Source organism: Myxococcales bacterium, from assembly GCA_016699535.1.
Classification (GTDB): Bacteria; Myxococcota_A; Polyangia; order Polyangiales.
Genome location: CP064980.1, coordinates 140870 through 161951, shown reverse-complemented (window position 1 = coordinate 161951; position 21082 = coordinate 140870). Strand labels below are relative to the sequence as shown.

General features: G+C 50.7%; 19 protein-coding genes. 9 read left to right on the top strand and 10 right to left on the bottom strand.

Annotation, left to right across the window (positions count from 1 at the left end; translation table 11 throughout):
* Position 1: 1 nt before the first annotated feature.
* The 5 genes from IPJ88_00850 to IPJ88_00830 form a co-directional block, all read right to left on the bottom strand.
* Positions 2–997 carry a zf-HC2 domain-containing protein gene (locus IPJ88_00850; GenBank protein QQR90335.1) on the bottom strand — a complete coding sequence of 332 codons (996 nt, stop codon included), beginning with the start codon at positions 995–997 and terminating at the stop codon, positions 2–4.
* Positions 994–1539, bottom strand: coding sequence for a sigma-70 family RNA polymerase sigma factor (locus IPJ88_00845; protein ID QQR91928.1), 546 nt, complete (start codon positions 1537–1539; stop codon positions 994–996). The genes IPJ88_00850 and IPJ88_00845 overlap by 4 nt, the downstream gene beginning before the upstream one ends.
* 159 nt (positions 1540–1698) lie before the next feature.
* Positions 1699–2142, bottom strand: coding sequence for a hypothetical protein (locus IPJ88_00840; protein QQR90334.1), 444 nt, complete (start codon positions 2140–2142; stop codon positions 1699–1701).
* The gene (locus IPJ88_00835) at positions 2142–2624 is read right to left on the bottom strand and encodes a hypothetical protein (protein ID QQR90333.1); all 483 of its coding nucleotides are present in this window, start codon (positions 2622–2624) and stop codon (positions 2142–2144) included. The genes IPJ88_00840 and IPJ88_00835 overlap by 1 nt, the downstream gene beginning before the upstream one ends.
* A 153-nt stretch (positions 2625–2777) precedes the next feature.
* Complete coding sequence (locus IPJ88_00830) at positions 2778–3932, bottom strand: hypothetical protein (GenBank protein QQR90332.1); 1155 nt, start codon at positions 3930–3932, stop codon at positions 2778–2780.
* 558 nt (positions 3933–4490) lie between these two features.
* Here IPJ88_00830 and IPJ88_00825 point away from each other — a divergent pair.
* The 3 genes from IPJ88_00825 (at position 4491) to IPJ88_00815 (ending at position 8103) form a co-directional block, all read left to right on the top strand.
* On the top strand, positions 4491–4829 hold the full coding sequence (locus IPJ88_00825) for a DUF4112 domain-containing protein (GenBank protein QQR90331.1): 339 nt from the start codon (positions 4491–4493) through the stop codon (positions 4827–4829).
* A 167-nt stretch (positions 4830–4996) separates the two neighbouring features.
* On the top strand, positions 4997–6628 hold the full coding sequence (locus IPJ88_00820) for a DUF1592 domain-containing protein (protein QQR90330.1): 1632 nt from the start codon (positions 4997–4999) through the stop codon (positions 6626–6628).
* Positions 6625–8103 carry a DUF1552 domain-containing protein gene (locus IPJ88_00815; protein ID QQR90329.1) on the top strand — a complete coding sequence of 493 codons (1479 nt, stop codon included), beginning with the start codon at positions 6625–6627 and terminating at the stop codon, positions 8101–8103. The genes IPJ88_00820 and IPJ88_00815 overlap by 4 nt, the downstream gene beginning before the upstream one ends.
* On the opposite strand, the gene IPJ88_00810 is transcribed toward IPJ88_00815, so the two are convergent.
* Positions 8100–8279: a hypothetical protein gene (locus IPJ88_00810; protein ID QQR90328.1), complete on the bottom strand. Its 180-nt coding sequence runs from the start codon at positions 8277–8279 to the stop codon at positions 8100–8102. The two genes, IPJ88_00815 and IPJ88_00810, sit on opposite strands and share 4 nt — an antisense overlap.
* A 21-nt stretch (positions 8280–8300) precedes the next feature.
* On the opposite strand from IPJ88_00810, the gene IPJ88_00805 reads away from it, so the two are divergent.
* The 3 genes from IPJ88_00805 to IPJ88_00795 all read left to right on the top strand — a co-directional run bounded on the left by IPJ88_00805 (position 8301) and on the right by IPJ88_00795 (position 12257).
* Positions 8301–9284: a GGDEF domain-containing protein gene (locus IPJ88_00805; GenBank protein ID QQR90327.1), complete on the top strand. Its 984-nt coding sequence runs from the start codon at positions 8301–8303 to the stop codon at positions 9282–9284.
* A 120-nt stretch (positions 9285–9404) separates the two neighbouring features.
* Positions 9405–10694 (top strand): citrate synthase, encoded by a 1290-nt coding sequence (locus IPJ88_00800; GenBank protein QQR90326.1) that lies wholly within the window; start codon positions 9405–9407, stop codon positions 10692–10694.
* Between the two features lie 168 nt (positions 10695–10862).
* Complete coding sequence (locus tag IPJ88_00795) at positions 10863–12257, top strand: amidase (GenBank protein ID QQR90325.1); 1395 nt, start codon at positions 10863–10865, stop codon at positions 12255–12257.
* Between the two features lie 2 nt (positions 12258–12259).
* On the opposite strand, the gene IPJ88_00790 is transcribed toward IPJ88_00795, so the two are convergent.
* From IPJ88_00790 to IPJ88_00775, 4 genes are read right to left on the bottom strand one after another with little or no spacing between them, the layout of a single operon-like run.
* Complete coding sequence (locus IPJ88_00790; GenBank protein ID QQR90324.1) at positions 12260–13057, bottom strand: hypothetical protein; 798 nt, start codon at positions 13055–13057, stop codon at positions 12260–12262.
* Positions 13058–13101: 44 nt separating this feature from the next.
* On the bottom strand, positions 13102–14937 hold the full coding sequence (glmS, locus tag IPJ88_00785; GenBank protein ID QQR90323.1) for a glutamine--fructose-6-phosphate transaminase (isomerizing): 1836 nt from the start codon (positions 14935–14937) through the stop codon (positions 13102–13104).
* Positions 14938–14946: 9 nt separating this feature from the next.
* A complete protein-coding gene (locus IPJ88_00780; GenBank protein ID QQR90322.1) occupies positions 14947–16446 on the bottom strand; it encodes an insulinase family protein in 1500 nt (499 codons plus the stop codon).
* A gap of 2 nt (positions 16447–16448) precedes the next feature.
* Entirely contained in the window at positions 16449–17822 is a 1374-nt protein-coding gene (locus tag IPJ88_00775; GenBank protein ID QQR90321.1) for an insulinase family protein, read from the bottom strand.
* 280 nt (positions 17823–18102) lie between these two features.
* Between IPJ88_00775 and IPJ88_00770 the strand changes: the two genes are divergently transcribed.
* Genes IPJ88_00770 through IPJ88_00760 form a run of 3 tightly spaced genes read left to right on the top strand, consistent with a single transcriptional unit; the run spans position 18103 to position 21039 of the window.
* A complete protein-coding gene (locus tag IPJ88_00770; protein ID QQR90320.1) occupies positions 18103–19350 on the top strand; it encodes a competence/damage-inducible protein A in 1248 nt (415 codons plus the stop codon).
* 10 nt (positions 19351–19360) lie between these two features.
* Positions 19361–20230 (top strand): hypothetical protein, encoded by an 870-nt coding sequence (locus tag IPJ88_00765; GenBank protein QQR90319.1) that lies wholly within the window; start codon positions 19361–19363, stop codon positions 20228–20230.
* Positions 20224–21039: a hypothetical protein gene (locus tag IPJ88_00760; protein QQR90318.1), complete on the top strand. Its 816-nt coding sequence runs from the start codon at positions 20224–20226 to the stop codon at positions 21037–21039. The genes IPJ88_00765 and IPJ88_00760 overlap by 7 nt, the downstream gene beginning before the upstream one ends.
* The last annotated feature ends 43 nt before the right edge of the window (positions 21040–21082 follow it).

Below are 21082 nucleotides of genomic sequence, written 5' to 3'. Positions count from 1 at the left end.
ATCAATCTGTCAGTGCAGCGAGGCTCGGGTAGTTGCGTCGTTGGACATCTGAAAGCGGCAAGCAAGGAGTGATTGCCGCTCGGATTTGCTTTCTTGTCTTAGGGCTCGCGTTACGCAGTGCTTTTGCAAAATAACCAAGCGCTTGTTGACACTTTCGGGCTCTGGCAAGCCGACTTCCTTCGGCAACTAACTCCTGCGCTGCATCGGCTACTTTATCTTCTTGAGCAGTGTCCATGGCCGATTCTGCTCCAGCAGAGCTGGCTTCAGGTGCTCTGGCTGAAGCCTTCGACGCTTGCGCTGCGGGCGCTTCTCTTTCTGCAGCAAGTGATTCACCCGCTGGTTCAGCTGCGGCTCCCCGCATTTCCGCAAAGGGCATGGCTTGATCAGCTTGCTCAGCGCTGAAACTTTCTGCTCGGGGCTTTGTTCCTTGTTGCGTAAGGCTCGATGTTGCTCTTTTACTTCGTCGTTGTGATCGAGGTCGCTTTTGTGCGGGGGAGATGGGTATCGCAGATGGCGACTCTTTTGCTTCTGTTTGACTCTCGACCGAAGGCGGTGTTGCCGTATCCTGCTCTCGATCTGTCTTTGCGCCGTCAGCTTCGGTTTTGTATGCTGCCCCAGTCGCTGGGTTTGGCCCGGGGTCAAGATCATTGCGGTGCATGTAAAGAGTCACGCCTGCAATGAGAGTGACCGCTGCTGCTGAAAAGACCGGCCCGAGCAAGGTGGGGCCAAAGAGCTTCGTTAGCTTCCCGCCCCAAGTAACTTTCTTCTCGTCTAGAGCTAAGCGCGCCGCCTGTTTCAGTCGCATCTCAATATGACCTGCGGGCTCAGGCACCTGCAACGCTTGCATGCCTATACGAGCATCCTCAAGGTTTTGCAATTCCTGAGAGCACACCGAACAGCTGCCTAAGTGCTCTTGTACCATGCGTTTATCGGACTCGGAAAGCTCGTCAAAGATGTAGCTTACGAGCAAATCTTGGATGTGATCGCAGTTGCTCATGCGAGCTCCTTCGGTGGATAACTGCTTTGTCTGAAATTTAACAGGCTTTGCCTTAAGCTCAGCAGGGCATAACGCATGCGGCTTTTGACCGTGCCTTCGGAGCAGCCGATCGTGGTAGCGATTTCTTTGAAAGATAAACCCGAATACTCACGCAACAAAAAGACTTCGCGTTGCTCAGTGCTCAGTTTGGCTAAGGCATCGGCAATACCTTGCTGTAAATTCTTTTGTCGGAGGCCAGTGTCTGGGCTCGCCTGCGGGTCTTCATGGACTGTTTCAACAAAGGCTTGTGTGCGCCGGTGTTTGGCTTTGCGTGCATGATCAATGCAGCTGCGACGGGCGATAGTGTAGAGCCAAGTCTTGAAGCTTGCCTTGGCTTTGTAAGTGGGTGCTGCAGCTATGACTTTCATAAACACCTCTTGCAGCAGTTCTTCGGAGTGCGCAGCGTTCTGTGTAAAACGATAGATAAACGCAAAAATGGCTTTCTGGTAACGTGAGAGCAACATGTCAAAGCCTTCTGGATTACCCTGGCGGTATGCCTGCATTAATGCTTCATCGCTGCTATCAGGATTGAGTTGCGGCAAAGTTTCGAACTCCCTTGCGGCAACATAATACGGTGTCTGTTCGATGTGGAAGCGTTTTTCTCGCGGGTTTGTTGTATCCCTTGCGCTATCACACCAAACAGACACCGAATTAACCGGCCTTTAGCGATATTCCCAATTCGGTGGGGGTGTGGCATAGCCATTGCTGAAGGGGCTAGCGCTTTGACGAAGCCTAAGATCGTGGGCCTGACGGTTGAAGCGATCGACATCGATACCTAGGGCAACAAGACCGGTCCGATTATTATAGCGTGCGCCTAGAATGTAAGCAGGATGCGACCAGCTAGCTCGAGAGAAAGTGACATGCTCAACCGATGAGTAATGTGTCTCAGCGAACTTCGTCCCGAGCCCAGGACGTTCATTGCGTGAACTTCTTTTTCGAGCCGGCGCGGCGCTTGAGCTTTTCGAGCTAGCGCCACCGCGATAACTTTGTGACATCGAAGGCGCGCTTGGTTGAGCCATGCCTTCGTCTGCTGCGGAGCCAGCGCTGCTGCGCTCTTCATAGTCGTATTGCGTTTCAGGCAATGGATAGCCTGGCGGGGGCACCACTACTGGCCTTGGCGTTTGGTATTCTGGAAAATCGCTACGCCGATTACGCCAACATTACGATCGCCACTAGTTCGAGCAGCATACGAGTTTGCCACGCTTGAGAAACGAAAGGCTGAAACAGTGGCATCGGAGGTGCGCCAACCGTCAATGTCGACATAACTCCACGCGGAAATTAGGTAGCCGCGTTTGCCAAAGTTTGCTTTTTTTCCATCAAGTACATCCAGGCCATCCACGGATACCACCGCTTCAACCCGACGGGATGAATTGTTGTGAACCCGAATCGTATAGCGTTGACCGTTCTGACCGAGCACATAACTCTGTCCCTTGTGATAGAAGGTGGATACCCTCTGGCCGTTGTTTAAGACCTCAAAAGAGTAAGGTCCCTGCTTGCTTTGAAGCAGCTCCGCTGCATGGGCTGGCCTTGTACAAAACAAGCCCGCCGCAGCCACCATCATCATAAAAAACCTGTGTATTCCTGACATAACAACCTCCGATGCCCATACACACGGACGAAGGTCAGAAAGGATCTAAATTAAATCGATATGACAGAATTGGCGTTAAATACGCTTTTTAGATGCCAAACTTGGCATTAAATGTCTGTTTTTATGCCATTCTTGGTATACTATCGTAGGATACTACGGGCAAAAGCCGTAGGCTTCCTCCGCCAGATCGAACAAACTGGCCGTAGCGCTTCGCGCATAGTGATTGTATTCCAAAGGCTCGACGTCCTCAGCGAGTGGAACTTCAATGATAGACTCACTAAGGGACATCGCTACATCGATAAAGGCTGCCAAAGCGTCACATAGCAAGGCGCGTTCGTCGTCCGAAAGTTCTCCGCTCTTTAACAATTCGCGAATGGTATCAAACAAAGCGTTGATCATAGTTTTTAGTGCGTTGTACCGACCTTCTTCTTCAGGAGTCGCTTCGCCTTTTGCAAGCTTTATGGATAGCCCTTGAATCTCCCGATAGAGCGCCTCCATTAGCTCTTTAAACTGCTCGGGACTTTCAATGACAATATCACCTTGTTCGTGAGGGATGGTGATCGATGTGGTTAAAACAACCGAAGGCGCTGTAACTCGATGTACCAGCGAATCAAACCAGCTAATCAATCCGGAATAATCAGCGTTGGGATTGATCACGGGGTAGATGGCTAAAACAATCACAATTAACAGTAAAGCAGCTAGAATAACGAGCTCATCTCCGGGAATCACGATGGCTTGAGTTTTTTGTGTGCCGCTAGGCTTATCAAAGGCGGCTAGCAACATCGAGCGTACACGGTTTGCAACTTCATTGTCAGGGAGCAAAGAAAGCAAAGCGGGTAGCTGATTTTGAATATCGCCCAGCGAAGGATGCACTTGCTCGGCGATGTCGCGCCAGCTTAAGGTACTGCCGTAAGAGTTAGCCAAGGTTTTGACGTCTTCAAATTGGTGCTCGTCGTTTAGATTGCGAATCAACCATTCTGTGACGTCGAGTCGGCCATCATGTGTATAGAGTTTGATGACACTAAGTGGGCTGCCTCCAAGTGAAAAGAAGTCTTCTAGACTCAGCGTGCTTGCAGCGTGGGGGCATGAACTGTAGTTATCGAACACGGAAAAGTATCCAAGCTCACAGAGTCCCTCGATCAGAAGGTATTTCGCTGCTTTGTTTTTTGATTTCGAAGCATCGGTTGAGCTTTCAACCGATTCAGCGTTGGAGCAGCCGGCAGCGTTGAAAAGCAAGATTGCACCTAGCGAGGCACTAAGCGCCCGCGCAAAAAAACGCTTGGGATGGATGTGTTTGAATGTATTCATAAAGGCCTGGATGTAGTTCGGTAATCTCATGTGTCTTTAAACCGAAGCAAAAAACATGCCGAAAGCTCAATACGAAAACATTGGTTTTTTTACTGCTACCGGACTCCGTGTTGAGAGCTTTGGCTAGGTATTGGGGATAAAACAACCCACGGGGCTCGGGTTGTGTCATCGCTTTTCGCGTAACTGGTCAGTCAGTGGTGACTGCAAGCACTTGTTTCGAGGTTTCCTTATCTTCGGCTTACCTCCTCGGGACTCCTCCTCAAATACAAAGTATAATCGTCCTCGCCCCTGTGGGAGAGTGTCTGGGGCAGAGCTCCGTCCGATTGGGCGCGTTCAAAGCGCTGCGAGCGGCCTTTGAACAAAAAGCGAGCTCTGGGGGCCCTAGACCTGCTCGAAGCTAAGAAAACCTCGAAAAAAGCTATCACTTCTAGCCTGGCTCTCATGCTCGATGACATGTTTGATAGCTGCAGACAAATGTCTCCGACTGACCGGTTACCTTTTCGCCGCGACAATCTGCCAGGCGGTCACAAGGCAGCGTAGGTGGTGTATGAAGGTGTCATGAAAGAGGATTGGCTTTCGCGGCTCGTGGCGCTTTTGGATGATGGCTATCGTATTCCAGGTACCAAGATCTATTTTGGTTGGGATAGTTTGCTTGGCTTTTTACTGCCCGTCGTCGGTGACTGGCTTGGAGCGCTTGTTTCATTGGTGCTCGTGGGGGTAGCTATCAAGAAAAAGTTGCCATGGCGCATTGTTGCTAGAATGCTTGCGAATATTATCTTCGATGCGGTTTTAGGAATGCTGCCGTTGATCGGTGATTATTTTGATCTGCTGTTCAAGACGAATCGACGAAATTTGAAGTTGCTCCGTGGGCATTTAGATAACGACGCCTCGGCATAGTCGAGCGCCAATTGGCAGAGCTTTTGGAACTAGAGATGCTCTATTTGTTCCAAATCGCTTTTTAGATGCATTGGGATTGTTAGGAAATATGACAAAAAAACTTGGTATAGTTGTTGCTCAGTATACCGTTTATGCGGTGCAAAGGTCTTGTTTGGCTCTGTCTTGTTGTGTCTGGTTGCTCGGGTATCATCTCTAGCCCGGATGGAAACGCGAACCAGCAAAACACCGCGGTAAGCGAAGTTATCAATGGTCGACTCACCCAACGGGTCTGGCGATTGAGTCGCACAGAGTACTACCAGTCGATTGCAGCGCTTCTTGGAGAGGCTGTCGTTGATAAAAACGATCCAACCCTGCCGGAGCTAAGCCCCGATAGCATGGTCAATGGTTTTAAGAACCAAGCATCCGCTCTGATAAGTTCCAGGCTCTATACCCGGCAAATGTTCGACGCCGCGGGGTATTTCGCGGAAAAGTCCAGAGCCGTTCTTGGCGATCTTCTGCCTTGCAATGCAAGCGAGGGCGACAGCTGCGCAGAGAGTTTCATCAAGGACTTTGGTTTGCGTGCCTTTCGGCGCCCTTTGAGCGATGAAGAAATTCAGGAATACATGGCGCTCTTCCAATCCGGCAGCGATCCAGCTTTTGAGGACGGCATCGTGCTAGCGATTCAAGCCTTTCTCTCTTCGCCGAACTTTCTCTTTCGACCAGAGATTGGCCAAAACAAAGATTCACAGGTGGCTGTTTTAAACGATTTCGAAATTGCTACCTTGCTGTCCTATATGTTAACTGAATCGCCTCCGGACGCTGAACTCTTAAAAGCGGCAAGCGAAGGAACACTGCAAAACCCGGACACGCGCGAAGCGCAGCTGCGACGCCTATTCAGCGAAAGCTCCGAGACCGTTTCGAATTTTGTCACCGAATGGCTCCTTATCTCGGACCTTTCCGGACTTCAGAAAAGTAGCGCGGTATACCCGGATTTCGACGCTTCGATGGCGGAGGCGATGTTGCAGGAAACACGCACCTTCGCAGCCGAGGTCCTTGTCTCACAGCAAGGGGGTTTCCGTGACCTCATGACCGCGAACTACAGTTGGATCGGAGCCGAGTTGGCTTCGTTCTACGGAGTGCCGCATCCCGGCGAAGGAGTTGTGCGAGTCGATCTGGATCCGGCGCAGCGTGCCGGCATCCTTACCCAAGGCTCTGTGTTGGCCAAGCACGCCCGTGCAGAAGCTGGCTCTCCGGTAAAACGTGGCGTGTTTCTTTGGCGCGCGGTGCTTTGCCAAGATCTTCCCGATCCACCTCCGGGCGTACCGATTGTGCCCGCTGAGCCGGTGACCGAAGGGACGACACGGGAGCATTTCGCAGCGCATTCCGCGGATCCAGCTTGTGCAGGTTGTCATACGATTATTGATCCGATTGGTTTCGGTTTGGAAAACTACGATGGAATCGGTCGCTACCGTGAAGAAGAGAACGGTGTTCCGGTGGATGCTTCGGGCTATGTGCCAGAAGCGAGTGCCTCAGCAAGTCCCAATGACAGCACGGCCAATCCTGCGGCGGATTCCGGTAACTTTACTGGCGGGGTGGAGCTCAGCCAGGTCGTTGTAAACGATGCCCGAGCGCAGAATTGTTTCCTTCGACGGCTAATCCAGCGAAGCTTAGGTGCGGATTTAGGAAGTCCGGATGACACGGAAATAGGTCAAAACGTCAAAGCGCAGTTCGTTCAATCAGAGACTAGTGTGCTTGAATCATGGGTCGCAATGGTGCGCTCATCGAAGTTTGTTGAACGGGCCGCGTTAGGGGGATCATGACAAAAAAATGGGCCAATACCTTAAACAGGAGACGGTTTTTAACCGCCATGGGCGTTGCTGGAGCTGCGCTGCCCTTTGCTTCGATGTTGCGGCGCCATGCTGTTTCCGCTCAAACCGGCGCGCCAATCCGTTTCATTGCGGTAAGTAATGCTCACGGAACGTGGCTACCTTACTGGCGCCCGCGAAGCAGTGCCGGTGGATTTCCAACGGAAAGCGATTTTACTTTCGACTTTGCTCCCTCGCCGCTCGCGCCCGCTGAAAAATCGATTTTATCACCACTTGAGCCATGGAAAGACAAGCTTGTTGTATTGGACGGTGTTGACTACGCGTCGGTCACAAAATTCGACGGGGGCGGGCATGAAGCAGGGATGCTCGCCATGTTAACTGGCGGAAAGGAATCCGCATCCGATGGTTGGACACCCACCAATATCTCGGTCGATCAATATTTGGTGGATCAGCTACAACCCGGCACGCCTCTCAATTCACTTGAGCTTTCGGTCTACGATCGAGGTGGGTCGGGAATCTACGAAAACATGAGCTTTCGTTGGGCTAATGGAGTTCCGAGTCCTGTGCCAGCCGAGCTCGATCCCTACCAGGTCTACTTAACTCTGTTCCCCAACCATGATCTGAGCGAATCCGAACGCCAACGCCTTCTGTTGCGCCAACGATCCGTGCTCGACAAGAATCTCAAGGAACTCGAGCGCTTGCAAAGCCAAGTTCCCGCGCAGGCACGCCCGGGCCTTGAAGCTCATTTGGATGGTCTTCGAGGCGTCGAGCAGCGCCTTGCCGGCGGAATCGCTTGCGGAGACATGGCTCCGCCAAGCCTGGTCGATCCCCAGGACAAACACCAGGTCCCCGCAGTGACCAAACTTCAGATGGATATGATCACTCAGGCATTCTTGTGCGACACCACCCGCATCAGCAGTCTTTTGCTTTTTGGTGCGGGTCATGGCCCAGCCATGCCATGGCTTGGAAGTGAATTTGATATCGACATCCACAACGGCGTTGCACACGCCGTCAACGCAGATGATGAGAAGAGTTTAGTCAATGAAATGATCACGCAGCGTTGGTTTGCTGAAATGTTTGCCTACCTGCTCGAGAAACTTAACGTGCCGGATCCTTTGGGCGAGGGCACGATCCTCGATAACACCATCATCTATTGGACCAACGAGCTCGGTGATCCCGCGGGGCATCGTTCCTGGAGTATTCCAACGATTGTTGCGGGCGGCGGCGGCGGAAAAGTTCGTACCGGACGCTATCTTGCGACGCGGACTCGCGAGTGCAACTGGCCTGCGGAAGATCCCGGCACCGCAAACTGCATTTGGGGCGATGACAAGGACAAGCACTTCCCTCACAACCGCGTGCTCACCTCGATCTGTCAGGTGATGGGCCTTGATGTGAACTTCTTCGGGGATCCGGTGCTCGCAAGCGATTCGCGCTTTCAGGGCACGGTTCCCGGTTTGCTCAACAGCTAACTCGAAATCTCAGCTACTTCTCGGCGCATTGGCCGCTGCTCATACCGAACAGGAGCTTCGACTTCATTGCCATCAAAACCAGTGACGGCAAAGTGAAGAATATTGGCATAAATCCAGTTCCATACTAGCGTGGCGTTATCCTCTGTCTCTTCAAGATGGCGATACTGCAGGCGCATCTTGAAATAGCATATGGAACGTTGTCAGCTGGCGTTGCGACTCTTCATACCGAAGGATTGAGTATCTCCCGTATGAATCGAAGCAAATCAGAGGAACAGCGATTTACAGAGCCAGACGCCAAACGCATCAAATTTTCAACGCTTGGTGCCGCGTTGATAGCAATGGCAGGCATTTGCGTCGTTACGATAGTAGACTACACGACCGGTGGAAAAGTTGGCTTATCGCCATTCTATATTGCAGTCATTTCCTTCGTGACGTGGTGGGCAGGATTGTATTGGGGAATCGCCATGGCATCGCTTGCGACTTTGGGGTGGTTTGCGGCGATTGTTCCATGGCGGCAACCCCATGAATGGTTTGTTGAAGGCATCAATGCTGGCATGCGTTCCATCATATTCATTGCCTTTGCCTTTCTTGTGGCGCGTATTCGCCGCGATCAGCAACGTTTGGAGCGGCTCAACATCGTTCTTAAAGGAGCGATTGCGCGGGAATCATCCAATGCGCGAACGGATGTGCTAACTGGACTGCTGAATCGTCGTGGATTTCAAGAGCAGGTCGAACGTGAGATTGCGCGTTGCATGAGACAAAGCGCGCCACTTTCGGTCGGATACCTTGATATCGACAACTTTAAGAGAATAAATGATAGCAAAGGTCACGAATGGGGCGATGCCTGCTTGTGTGAAGTTGCGTCTGCGCTTGTTTCGATGCTTCGCCCTTCCGATGTGAGTGCTCGTCTGGGAGGCGATGAATTTGCGATGCTACTACCGATGACAGATCTTGCGGCCGCAGAGCAGGTCGCCGGTAGGCTTCATACGGTGATGCAGAGTAAACTGCGAGACTATGGAGATGCTGATCTAGGTATAAGTCTAGGTGTTGTATCCTTTAACACGCCGCCAAGCACTGTGAGTGAACTCTTTCGGCAAGCGGATGCAACAATGTATCGGGCAAAGCAAGCAGGTAAAGGCCGTGTTATTGTCGCCCAAGGGCAAGAAGCTCTGGTTGAGTAACTGAGAATTGGGATTAATCCGGCTTATTTTAGCTAATAATTCAGGGCGTCCTACTTTTGTTGCAAAGGACTTCATGATGTTCGTGGATATGGTTTATAATGCAGTGCGTCGAGGGAGAATATGAGCAAGAATACACTTACTATTACTGACAATCGTACGGGCCAGAGTTACGAGGTTCCAATCGAGCATGGCACGATTCATGCGATGGATTTACGCAAGATTAAAACCAGTGACGATGATTTTGGCATCATGTCCTATGATCCAGCTTATCTGAACACAGCATCTTGCAAAAGCAGCATTACTTTTATTGATGGGGCGAAAGGTATATTGCGTTACCGTGGTTACCCGATAGATCAGCTTGCTGAGCGTGCCACCTATTTGGAAGTCGCCTACTTGATTATCAAAGGTGAGCTGCCCACCCGCACTAAACTTGATGCCTTCGGAAGAAACATCACTCAGCACACCATGGTGCATGAAAACATTCGTAAGTTTATTGAAGGCTTTCGTTATGATGCGCATCCTATGGGCGTGCTGGTTAGCGCTATTGGCGCGCTATCAACTTTTTATCCTGATGCCAAAAACGTTAAAGATCCGGAGTCGCGCCGCATCCAGATCCATCGTCTCATCGCAAAGATTACAACCTTAGCGGCTTATGCATACCGACATCGACGTGGTCTGCCGTACGTTTATCCCGACAATAATCTAAGTTACACCGGTAATTTCCTGGCTATGTTGTTCAAAATGACCGAGCCAACCTATCGGCCAAATCCCGTAATCGAACGGGCACTAGACGTGCTGTTTATTTTGCATGCGGACCATGAACAAAATTGTTCAGCAAGTGCGATGCGCGCCGTGGGTTCTTCACGCGTGGACCCTTTTTCGGCGACTGCAGCGGCGACTGCTGCTTTGTACGGACCTTTGCACGGCGGCGCCAATGAAGCCGTTGTTCACATGCTCAAAAGCATTGGCTCGATCGATAAAATTCCAGATCACATCAAGCGCGTGAAATCTGGAGAAGCAAAACTCATGGGTTTTGGTCACCGCGTGTACAAAAACTACGACCCGCGTGCCAAAGTTATTAAGGAGCTTGCTTACGAAGTGTTTGATGCCGTTGGGAAAAACCCCTTGGTGGATATTGCAGTAGAGCTTGAGCGCATTGCTCTTCAAGACGAGTATTTTGTATCGCGTAAGCTTTATCCAAACGTCGATTTTTACTCGGGCTTGATCTACCAGGCCATGAATCTTCCCATGGACATGTTCCCGGTCATGTTTGCCATACCCCGTATGAGCGGCTGGCTTGCACAATGGCAAGAGATGATTGAAGATGAAGAACAACGCATTGCGCGTCCAAGGCAAATTTACCTTGGCGAAGAAGAACGGCAATTTGTGCCCATTCCGCAACGCCGCTAGATAATAGTGTTCGTGTGAATAAGTGTTGAGCCTATTGGCGCCGGATTCGCTTTCGCGAGCAAGGCTTTTTGACGAGGAATATTGGTGATATTTTGAGGAAAAATAACGCAGCTCGCGGAAGCAAAGACAAGTCAACCGAGTCACCACTTATTCACACGAACACTAGGCATGGCTGAAGAAATCACTGACGCGACGGCGTCCTTAGAAGCGATGGCATCGGGTAGCTTGCGGGCAGTTGAGCTCGTAGCAAGCTATCTTGATCGTCTGGAAGCTCAGCAAGAGACGCTCAACGGTGCAGTGCAGATTTTCCGCAGCGAAGCACTTGAGCGAGCCAAATCACCAAAGTCGGGTCCTCTTTCAGGTTTGCCATTTAGCGTTAAAGAAACCTTTGGCATGAAAGGCGAGCAGATCACTGCAGGTTCACTTCGGATGCCGCCGATTGTCTGCGATGAAGACAGTGAAATTGTTAAGCGCGTAAAAAATGCTGGAGCAATTATCATTGCGCGAAGCAATATTCCCGAATTTGCCATGGCCGGAGAAACAGATAACCCGCGTTTTGGCAGAAGCAATAACCCGCTCAATACATCACGGACCTGCGGCGGATCTTCTGGCGGAGAAGGCGTATTGGTCGCTTCCGGGAGTAGCGCAGTAGGTCTTGGCTCAGATGTCCTAGGTTCCTTGCGCATCCCTGGTTGTTTTTGTGGTGTCGTTGCTTTTAAACCAGCGTCCAACGCAGTTGATAAATGGGGAACTTGGCCGGTGATAGACGGCTACATGGACAGCTGGCTTTCACTCGGACCAATTACGCGTTCCGTGCGCGATGCCCGCTTGCTCTACAATGTGATTGCCGATAAGCCCACAGCTCCGCTTCAGTCGGTAAAGGCATTGCGCCTCATTTTGCCAACGCATTTTCCGATCAACACAAAGGTTTCTTGCATAGCAGCAGCACTCAGCGAATCAATAGCCGCTTTGCTTGATTCCGGGATGCAAGGCGAAGACTATCATTTTGATGACGTCGAGCGGTTTTTTACCAATCTGCAACCTCTGCTTGCACATGATTTCGAAAGTGATATTCGCAAACAGCTTAAAACGGAAAAAGGTAAGGATTTTTCGATTGTAAAGGAAGCTGTTCTTCAGATTTTGGGGAAACCCACGATTTATAGTGGTCTGTTCCAACTCCTTCTTGCTTGTCCAATCGTACGAACAAAACGCCCCGAGAAAATAGAACGTATTGTGGCTGATTTTGAAAATGGCCGGAGGCGTTATGCTCAGCTGCTCAAAGATGATGCCATTTTAGTGTTTCCAACCTTAGGACTGCTTGCTCCCGAGCATGGTAAGATGAACCGAGCTTCTCTTAAACCGGGTGTAAACAAAGACATGACTTCGGTTGCCTTTTGCAACGCCATGAACCTTCCTGCGATCACCGTGCCCGCACCCAAATTTCGCGATGAAGCTACCGGTCTAGTGCCAGGCATCATGCTTGCAACAGCACCAGGAAATGAATCCATTTTATTCGACGCAGCCAGCGTAGTTGAATCTGCGTTAGGCGAGTCCGAGAAATGAAGCTATTGGCACCAAGCGCATAGCCATAGGGATCCCGTGGCGCGAACAATGCAAGTACAGGTTTTGCTTTGCATTGGGGCGCATCCTTGCTGGCTTGTCGCCGTCAATCCGTTGCAGGTGACAGGAAGATCGTTTTCCGCGGGACAGGTTTCGGTGCACTCGGTGCAACTCGACCAAGCACTGCAGTTGCTGACTGTGCAGCTGTTGCTGCAGCTGCATGTGCGTGATCGTGTACCGTTTGTTCCGCAGGCTTGCTCTTCTGCAAAAACCTGTCCTGCGGTGCATACGCCTTCATTGACACATGAATCTTGTCCCCAGCTGCAGTCCTCGTTACATAGACGTTGAAGCACGCCACAGTTGCCGCACGCGCTGCTGGTTTCAAGACTTCCGGGACTGCAGCTGCCTTGATCGAGACATGTACCGTTGTTCTGCCAACTTCCCTCGGGACAGATTTGAGCTTGCGTACCGCACATTGCGCAATCAAGATTGCGACTCTGCCCTATAGTGCAACTGCAATCCTCGGGCGCATCACAGGCTTGCCAGGTGCCCGATACACAACGCTCTAAGCCTGGAGCGCAGCTTCCCTGACAAGCGCGCTGTGCATCTGAGCCAATGCTTTCATCGTTGTCATCACAATCGACTGATGATGCAAACCCATCACCATCGGAGTCGGTGACAGTAGCATCGCAGCTATCTCCATCGCAGCTACCGGCGTCATCGATCAGCAATAGTGAGCCATCAAAACTGGAACACTGCCACAGGCAGAGCATAAGAAGGCAAACATATCGACTAAGAAACATCGTTCGTTATGCAGTATGACTCAGCCGATATGCGCGGACAAGTTCTACTCGACGGTGACTGTTTTGGCGAGATTACGAGGCTGATCGACGTCTGTGCCTTTGGCATCGGCTACGAAATAGGAAAACAGTTGAAGAGGCAGCACGGTAAATAAGGGGCTTAGGGCACTTTGTACAGTTGTGACGCGAATCACCTCGTCGGCTATCGTATCAACTTCGGGTGTATCATCGAAGGTTATGGCGATGACTTTGCCGTCGCGTGCGCGTGCTTCTTGCAAGTTGGCCAAGGTTTTTTCGTAATGTTCATCTTTAGGAAGAACCACGACGACAGGCATCGCATCATCGATAAGCGCGATGGGGCCGTGTTTCATCTCGCCTGCGGAATAACCTTCAGCATGAATGTAGGAAATTTCTTTCAGCTTGAGTGCTCCTTCAAGAGCAATGGGAAAACTCAAACCTCGGCCCAAGAAGAGCACATCGCGTGCATGGCTATAGCTTTTTGCAAGCTCGGATAAAGGCTTTTCGATGTTTGCCAAGGTATCGCGCATCAGCTGTGGTACGCGAACGAGGTCTTCGATGAGCGCGGTGCTTTGCTCTTTACTTAACGTGCCTTTGATGCCGCCGAAGTAGATACTCAAGAGCAGCATGGCTGTGACCTGTGTGGTAAAGCATTTGGTCGAGGCCACGCCGATTTCCGGGCCGGCGTGCGTATAAAATGCTGCATCACTCATGCGGGGCAAAGCGCTGCCGAGCACGTTGCACACGCTAAGCACCTTCGCGCCTTTTGCCTTGGCTTGCTTAGCAGCCATCAAGGTATCAAGTGTTTCTCCAGATTGACTGATCGCTATCACCAAATCACCGGGGCAAATGACAGCATCACGTCCACGAAACTCACTTGCAAGCTCAATGGTTGTCGGAATCTTGGCAAAGCGTTCGATGTAGTCGCGACCCAGCAGCGCCGCATGGTAGCTCGTGCCGCAAGCCAGTAGATAGACTCGTTTGATCTGCGCTACCGCGTCGGCATCAAGTCCGATCTCCTTGCCTTCGATGCGTCCTTCGCTACGGTGCAAACGGCCTCGCAGAGTGTCTTCAACTGCACGTGGCTGCTCGTGGATCTCTTTAAGCATAAAATGCTTGAAACCGTCCTTTTCAGCCATGACCGCAGACCATTGAATGTGGTGCGTTTCACGTTCAATGCTTTTGCCTTGGCTATCCTCAATGTGGAGTTTGCCGGGCTCGAGCACCGCAAGATCTCCGTCTTCAAGCGGCAACACATCGCGTGTGTAGGGCAGCAAAGCAGGAATGTCCGAAGCGCACAACATCTCGCCGTTTTCGCCTTTCCCTACCACAAGCGGAGAGGCGTTTTTAGCAACCACAATCGTCTGCGGCTCTTTCAGGCAGATTACAGCCAAAGCGTAGGATCCACGCACTTGAGAGAGAGCTTGCTTGACGGCATCTTTCAGACTGTTCGTTCTTTTGCGCGCCAAGGCTATTAAGTGAGCCACGATTTCAGTGTCGGTATCGCTGCTCATCTTAATGCCTTGCTGCTCAAGGCTACCTCGCAACTCCAAGTGATTTTCAAAGATACCGTTGTGAACGACAGCGACGTCATCGACCACGTGCGGATGAGCATTTACTTCAGACGGCCGGCCATGCGTGGCCCATCGCGTATGTCCGATACCTGTGCTTCCTTGAATCGGTGATTCAGAAAGCAACTGCTCTAGATTACTTAACTTACCTACCGCGCGTCGCAAATGAATCTGCTCGCCGTTGAGCAACGCCAGGCCTGCCGAGTCATAGCCACGGTATTCCAAGCGCTTCAGTCCATCGATGAGAATCGAGGCGCAAGGTTTAGTCCCAACGTAAGCAACAATTCCGCACATAAGAAGTCCTTACTTTCCAGCAGCAGCAAAGCTTGCAATCTCTTTGCCGGAGCTATCTAAGACGGTAACTTTACCGAAGCGACGTAGATCCTGTGCGATATCCGCTGCTTTGCCAACTACGACGATGACACCGCGGTCTGGGGTAATATAGTGCTGTGCGGCTTGTTGCGCTTGCTCAACGCTAACGTCGCGGATTTTCCCGCGATAGCTATCCCAATAGTGATCGGGCAGTCCAAACAAACGAAGTTCTGAAACCAAGTCTGCGATACTTCCATAGGTCTCGAGCTGAAGAGGGAAGGAATCGCTAAGCAAGCGTTCTGCATTTTGCAGTTCATCATCGGGTACAGGCTCCGTTGTTATACGGTGCAGATGCTCGGCAAAGGCGTCCATGGCTTGGCCGGTGACTTCTGTGCGGACTGCGGCGCTAACTTTAAAGGGAGCAAGCCCTGCACGTTCATCAAAGCGGCTGTATGCGCCGTAAGTGAGCGAGCGTTTTTCCCGCAAGTCCATAAACAAACGCGCGGCAGCCGAGCCACCCAACACTTGGTTAGCGACAAGGAGCGGAATGTAATCTTGGTTGCTGCGCTCAATACTCAAGTTGCCCCAGTAAATTACGGACTGAACAGATTCTGGCCGATCTACAACGAAAACCTGCCTGTTTTGTCTTCTTTTCGGGTCAAAAGTTGCCATTTTTGGCAAGTCGCGTTTTTTCCAGTTCTTAAAGCTGGAGCTTGCCAACTTGGAAAAGCTCTCTTGATCAAGATCGCCTACGGCAACGAGGAAAGCGTTGTTGGGAAGCACATGCTCGCGGTGCCAACGAATCAAGTCCTCACGGGAAATTGTCTCAAGAGCTTGCTCGTTGGTATCGATATGCGCGTAGGGATGATCGCCATAGAGCGCTTTATAAAACTCGCGGCTTGCTAGGAAATAGGGATCGTTGCGGCTAAGTTCAAGTCGTGCATGTTCGCGCTTTTTAAGTTTTGTAAATTCGTTTGCGCGAAAGCCGGGTTGGCTGATGATTTCTCCAAGCAGAGACAAGACCTTTTCCAGGTCCTTGCTTAGCGCCGAGATACCAACGTAAAGCTGATCTGCATTGCTTCCGACGTGAAGTTCGGCTCCGAGAAACTCAATGGTCTCGGCAAGGGCGCTGCTACTAAGACGGCGCGTTCCCTCTTCAAGCATCGATGCGGTAAGGCTTGCTACGCCCGGTTTATCTTTTGGATCGGCGGCTTCACCTTCCCGGATTACCAGTTGCAGATGAACCATGGGCAAATCGTGCATTTCAACCACGTTAAGCTCCAAGCCATTGTCGAGCTTTTGTCGCTCTATCGCTGGAAACTTAAGTTCATCGGGGGCATCCGACTTGGGCGGAGCTTCTTTAGCTTTGTTTGTTTTGTAGTCAGTCGTCGCTAATGACTTTGTAGCATGATTGGATCTGCGTGGTGCAGTGGATGAACACGCGATTAGCAAGGCAGCAAGAAGGGCAATGTGAATAAGAAAAGTTTTCATGGTTAGTTAGCTCCTTTGCCTTTTGGCAACACATCAAGAACGGTGCGGTTGTTTTCGCTGAAGTACTTGCCTGCAACTTGCTTGATGTCATCAAGGCTTACTTCAAGATAGCGATCGAGTTCCTTTTTGAGCCCGTTGGCATCGCCGTAGTACATTTCATATCGACCAAACCGCATGGCGCGTGAAAGATTACTTTGCAATGCAAAGACAAAGTTTGCACGAATGCGGTTTTTCACTTTTTCAAGCTCACGTGCGCTGATGCCAGTTTTCGCGATTTTGTCGATGGTTTGATAGATGACTTTGCGTGCATCCTCGGCCTTTTTGCCTGTTTGGACGATGCCCCATGCTGAAAACAAATCAGGACCACGACGCTTGTCGGTGGAAATCGAAATTTCTTGCAGAAGCTCCTGTTTTTTGACGAGCTCTTGATACATACGCGATGAAGCGCCGTCACCAAGGACCATCGCTAGAAGATCAAGCGCGTAGTGATCTTTTTGTTGCGATGGCGGAATGTGATAGGCGATATGAAAGGCTGCAAGCTCAGCGTTTGCATCGTAGATCGTTTCATGACGCGGTTGATCTTGTTTGGGCGGAGGCGGGTTGGAAAAAGCTTTTGTGCTGCGAGAAGGAATGCTTCCGAAATACTTATCCGCAAGTGCAATGGCTTCTTTGGGTTCAAACTTACCCGAGATGGCGAGCACGGCATTGTTTGGCGCATAGTAAGTGTTAAAGAAATCTTGAACAGCGCTTAGCGGTGCTTTTTGCAAATCGGTCATATCCCCGATGGTGGAGTGTGCGTAGGGAAAGTACTCTCCATACGCAAGCTCGTTGATGCGCAGCATCGATGGGCCATAGGGTTGGTTGTCGACGGATTGCCGTCTTTCTTCCATGACCGTTTGCCGTTGGTTTTCAAAATTTTCTTTGGTGATGGCCAGCGAACGCATACGGTCTGCTTCGAGCCACAAACCAAAAGCAAGTTCATTGCTGGGCAAGGTTTCAAAGTAGTTCGTTCGATCGGAATTGGTCGTGCCGTTCATTTTCCCGCCGCGGTGCTCTACCCATTGAATGTGCTCGCCTTTGCCAACGTTGGCTGATCCTTGAAACATCATGTGTTCAAAAAGGTGCGCGAAGCCTGTGCGCCCCTTTTCTTCGTTGCGCGATCCGACATCGTAATAAACGACAATTCCAACCGTCGGTACGGTCTCGTCGGGAATAAGCACCAAGCGCAAGCCATTTTTAAGTGTATGGCGGACGATGGAGATCTGCGATAGGGCCGATGGTTTGTCCTCGGGACTGCTTGTTTCTTTGGCTTGGGCTGAAAAGCTGCTCGAGAATACAAGCAGTGAAATGATAACAACGATACGAAAAGCGTTCATGCCACATCCTTTAGTGTAAGAATCACCACGTCGATACCACGATGAGCGCCCCCTGGCCAAGATGTAGGAGCAGGCAAAGTTATGCTGGTTTTTGATACATTGCTGTAATCAGTGGCGAATCACGGGAAAAGCGATTTTTTGTTGTAGCTATTTGCTCTATGGAGCTGTGGTAAATCATGATCGGCTATCTCTTTTAGCGTGGTAAACTAAGGCTGCGCACATAGGATCGTCACCTAAAGACTCCTGGTTTGTTTGATCGCTTTGCGCTAAACATATCACTATGCCTGCGGCAGTTTTAACGATTGGTACAGAAGTCACGCGTGGCGAGTTGCTCAATACCAACTCGGCCTGGCTTTCTGAGGCGTTGTGCGAGATGGGCTTTAGCGTTGTTGAACATGTTTCGGTTGAAGATGACCCGGCGCAGATCATTGGTGCTGTGCGGCGACTGGCAAGTTACTGCGATCTGGTAGTGTGCACAGGTGGTTTGGGCCCCACCAGCGATGATCTAAGTGCGCAAGCAGTAGCCGAAGCTGCAGGTTTAATTCTTGAGCTGCACCAACCCTCATTGGAGCGCATTGATGCACGCTTGAAATCCAGAGGGCGTGAGCTTTTGGAAATTCAAAAAAAGCAGGCTTACTTGCCCCGGGGTTGTGAAGTCTTGCAAAACGACGAGGGCACGGCCCCTGGCTTTTGTGTATCGCTTGCTTCTTCTAAAGTATGTTGCTTGCCTGGGGTTCCGCGCGAGATGAAGGCTATGTTTGATAGCTACCTTCGGCCCGGTCTGGCTGAATTGATTCATAGCGGTTTGTATCAGCTTCGTTTCAACACCTATGGCAGGCCCGAAGCTGAGCTAGCCATGATGTTGCAAGAGCTTGAACAAAGTGAAAAGCAGATCACTTTTGGTTACCGGGCGCATATACCGGTGGTCGAAGTTAAGTTGCTTGCCAAAGCACAAACTGCAGCAGAGGCAAAAGAGTTAGCCACGGTGGCTGCTGAAAAAGTCAAAGCAAAGCTAGGCTCTCTTGTGTTTTCCGAGCGGGGGGAAAGCTATGCGGCCTATGTTGGTCAGCTTTTGCGTCAAGAGAAACGGCGGCTGGCTGTGGCCGAATCCTGCACGGGCGGCATGATAGCGTCGATGCTCACTGACGTTGCGGGTAGCTCAGAATACTTTTTGTTTGGAGGCGTAACTTATTCCAATGCTGCCAAGGCCCAAGTGTTAGGGGTAAGCGAAGATTTACTGAGCAAGCACGGTGCTGTGAGCACGCAAGTTGCCCGGGCGATGGCCGAAGGCGCAATGCGAGTAGCTGGCGCAGATATGGCTGTATCCACAACGGGTATTGCAGGACCAGGCGGAGGCAGCGAAGAGAAACCTGTCGGCATGGTCTGTTTCGGTTTAGCTGATCGGAATGGTACGGTTTACAGCGACACAAAGTATTTCAGTGGATCGCGCGATCGGATACGGACTCTTGCATCGTATTATGCGCTTTTTATGATCGCAGATAGACTACGAAGCAAAGCAGCAAAATAACAGCAAAACCATGCGAAACTCTGCACACAAGCACACGATACGTTGGTGCATTTTGCCTGTGCTACTAGCGTTGTGCTTAGCGGCATGTACAGATGGGCTTGATAAACCTAAAGCACCGAATCGCAAAGCAGTCGTTAACGCTTATCGAATGCCAGATGCTCCTTTGACAGCTGATAATGCTCAGGCCGTTGAAGACGGTATAGAGGAGCGTCTTGGTGCCCTAGCTTTTCTTTGTGGTGAAGCTATCCAAACACCCAACTGCGATATCCACGTCTCCTCGCTTTCTGTATGTACTGGCCTTGATGTGCTTGCGGAGTTGTTGGATCTGCTTGCAAATGACGGGCAAATCGAAAGTTCCGGCGATAAGGCGGATAATCTTAGCCAGTATATCGAGGGCGATGGCTATGCTCAGGTCACGAAAATCTGCGGAGGTCCAGGTGAAGAAGCCCATCCATTGGATAGCAATGGTGCAGCCGAGCTTACTTTTACCTTCAGTGAACTGGGCATCGATCCAACGCTGTGGGGCGTATTCGATCAGTGCATGTCCAATCGCGACGGAGTCGTTCGAGAGTTTGATGCAGACTTAAGTTTGATCTTTCCTGAGATATTAGCCTTTGCTGATTTGAATAGCGACGATGCCATCGTGGTGTATTCAGGTCGCTCCACGATGGATGGCGAAACGAGAACACTTGAAGTTGATTTTGAATCAAGCACAAGCCGCTGCGAGTTGGTGGTTCGTATTCCACTATCAGATGGCAGCAGCCTGCTTTATTTTACGCGAGCCGGTGCAGTGGGCATTCGTGCAGAAAACGGTGAGTGGGCATGTGACTTTCAACAAAATAGTTGTGTGAGTGAAACTGACGGTGAGCTCAGGTGGTAGTGCGCAGCATTGTCGTGGTGGCAGGCATCGCTCTATGCAGCCTCCGTGCTACACCATCCAGTGCCTATCATGATGAAAAACAATCTGTGGTCACTGATACAGCGCATCAACTCGATCGCCATGAATCTCGTTTAGGCATTTGGCGCTATGACTACGGTTTTGCGCCTTGGCTGCAGCTAGGCACTTATCACTTCCTTTGGCTTCTGCGTGTACCGAATCTTCAGGCAAAGCTAAACCTGTATCAAGATAAAGACTGGACCATTGCATTGAGTACGGGCTTTGCCTGGGTGAACTTAGGAAATTTTAAAAGCTTTGATAAAAATTCAAATGCACGCATTACCAGCTTGCCATTTCAAGCGGCTGTCAGTTATCGATTCAATCGCCGCTTCGAGCTGTCTGTGATGCCAAGCTATACATACACGGTGCTGAAAGGCGATTACGAGGCAGATGAGTTCGAGGGCCTAGCGGCGGTAAGCAATCTGCAATGGGTCGCTGTTTTACAGTGGCGATTCAGTCGTGTGTTTGCTTTGATGCTTCATGCGCGCTGGCTTGTTTTTCAAGGGGCTGCGGCCAATGTTTCATCCACGGTAAGCCTGGATGACTTTACTACTGCACGGGTGCATGCCGCGGTTAAAACAGATGCCTTGGATTTCAAAGCCTACTCGCTCGTACCCAGCATGCTGTTTTCCTGGAGCAGTTTTAACCTTCGCGTGGGGCTAGGGTACGGAAACTACAATGTACCCCTATTCAATTTTGTGTTGCCAACCAAAAGCATCATTCCCGAACTAGATGTTTTTTGGCGATTTTAGGCGAAAAAGAAACCTTTTTGAAAAAGGGTTAAATCTTCATTGC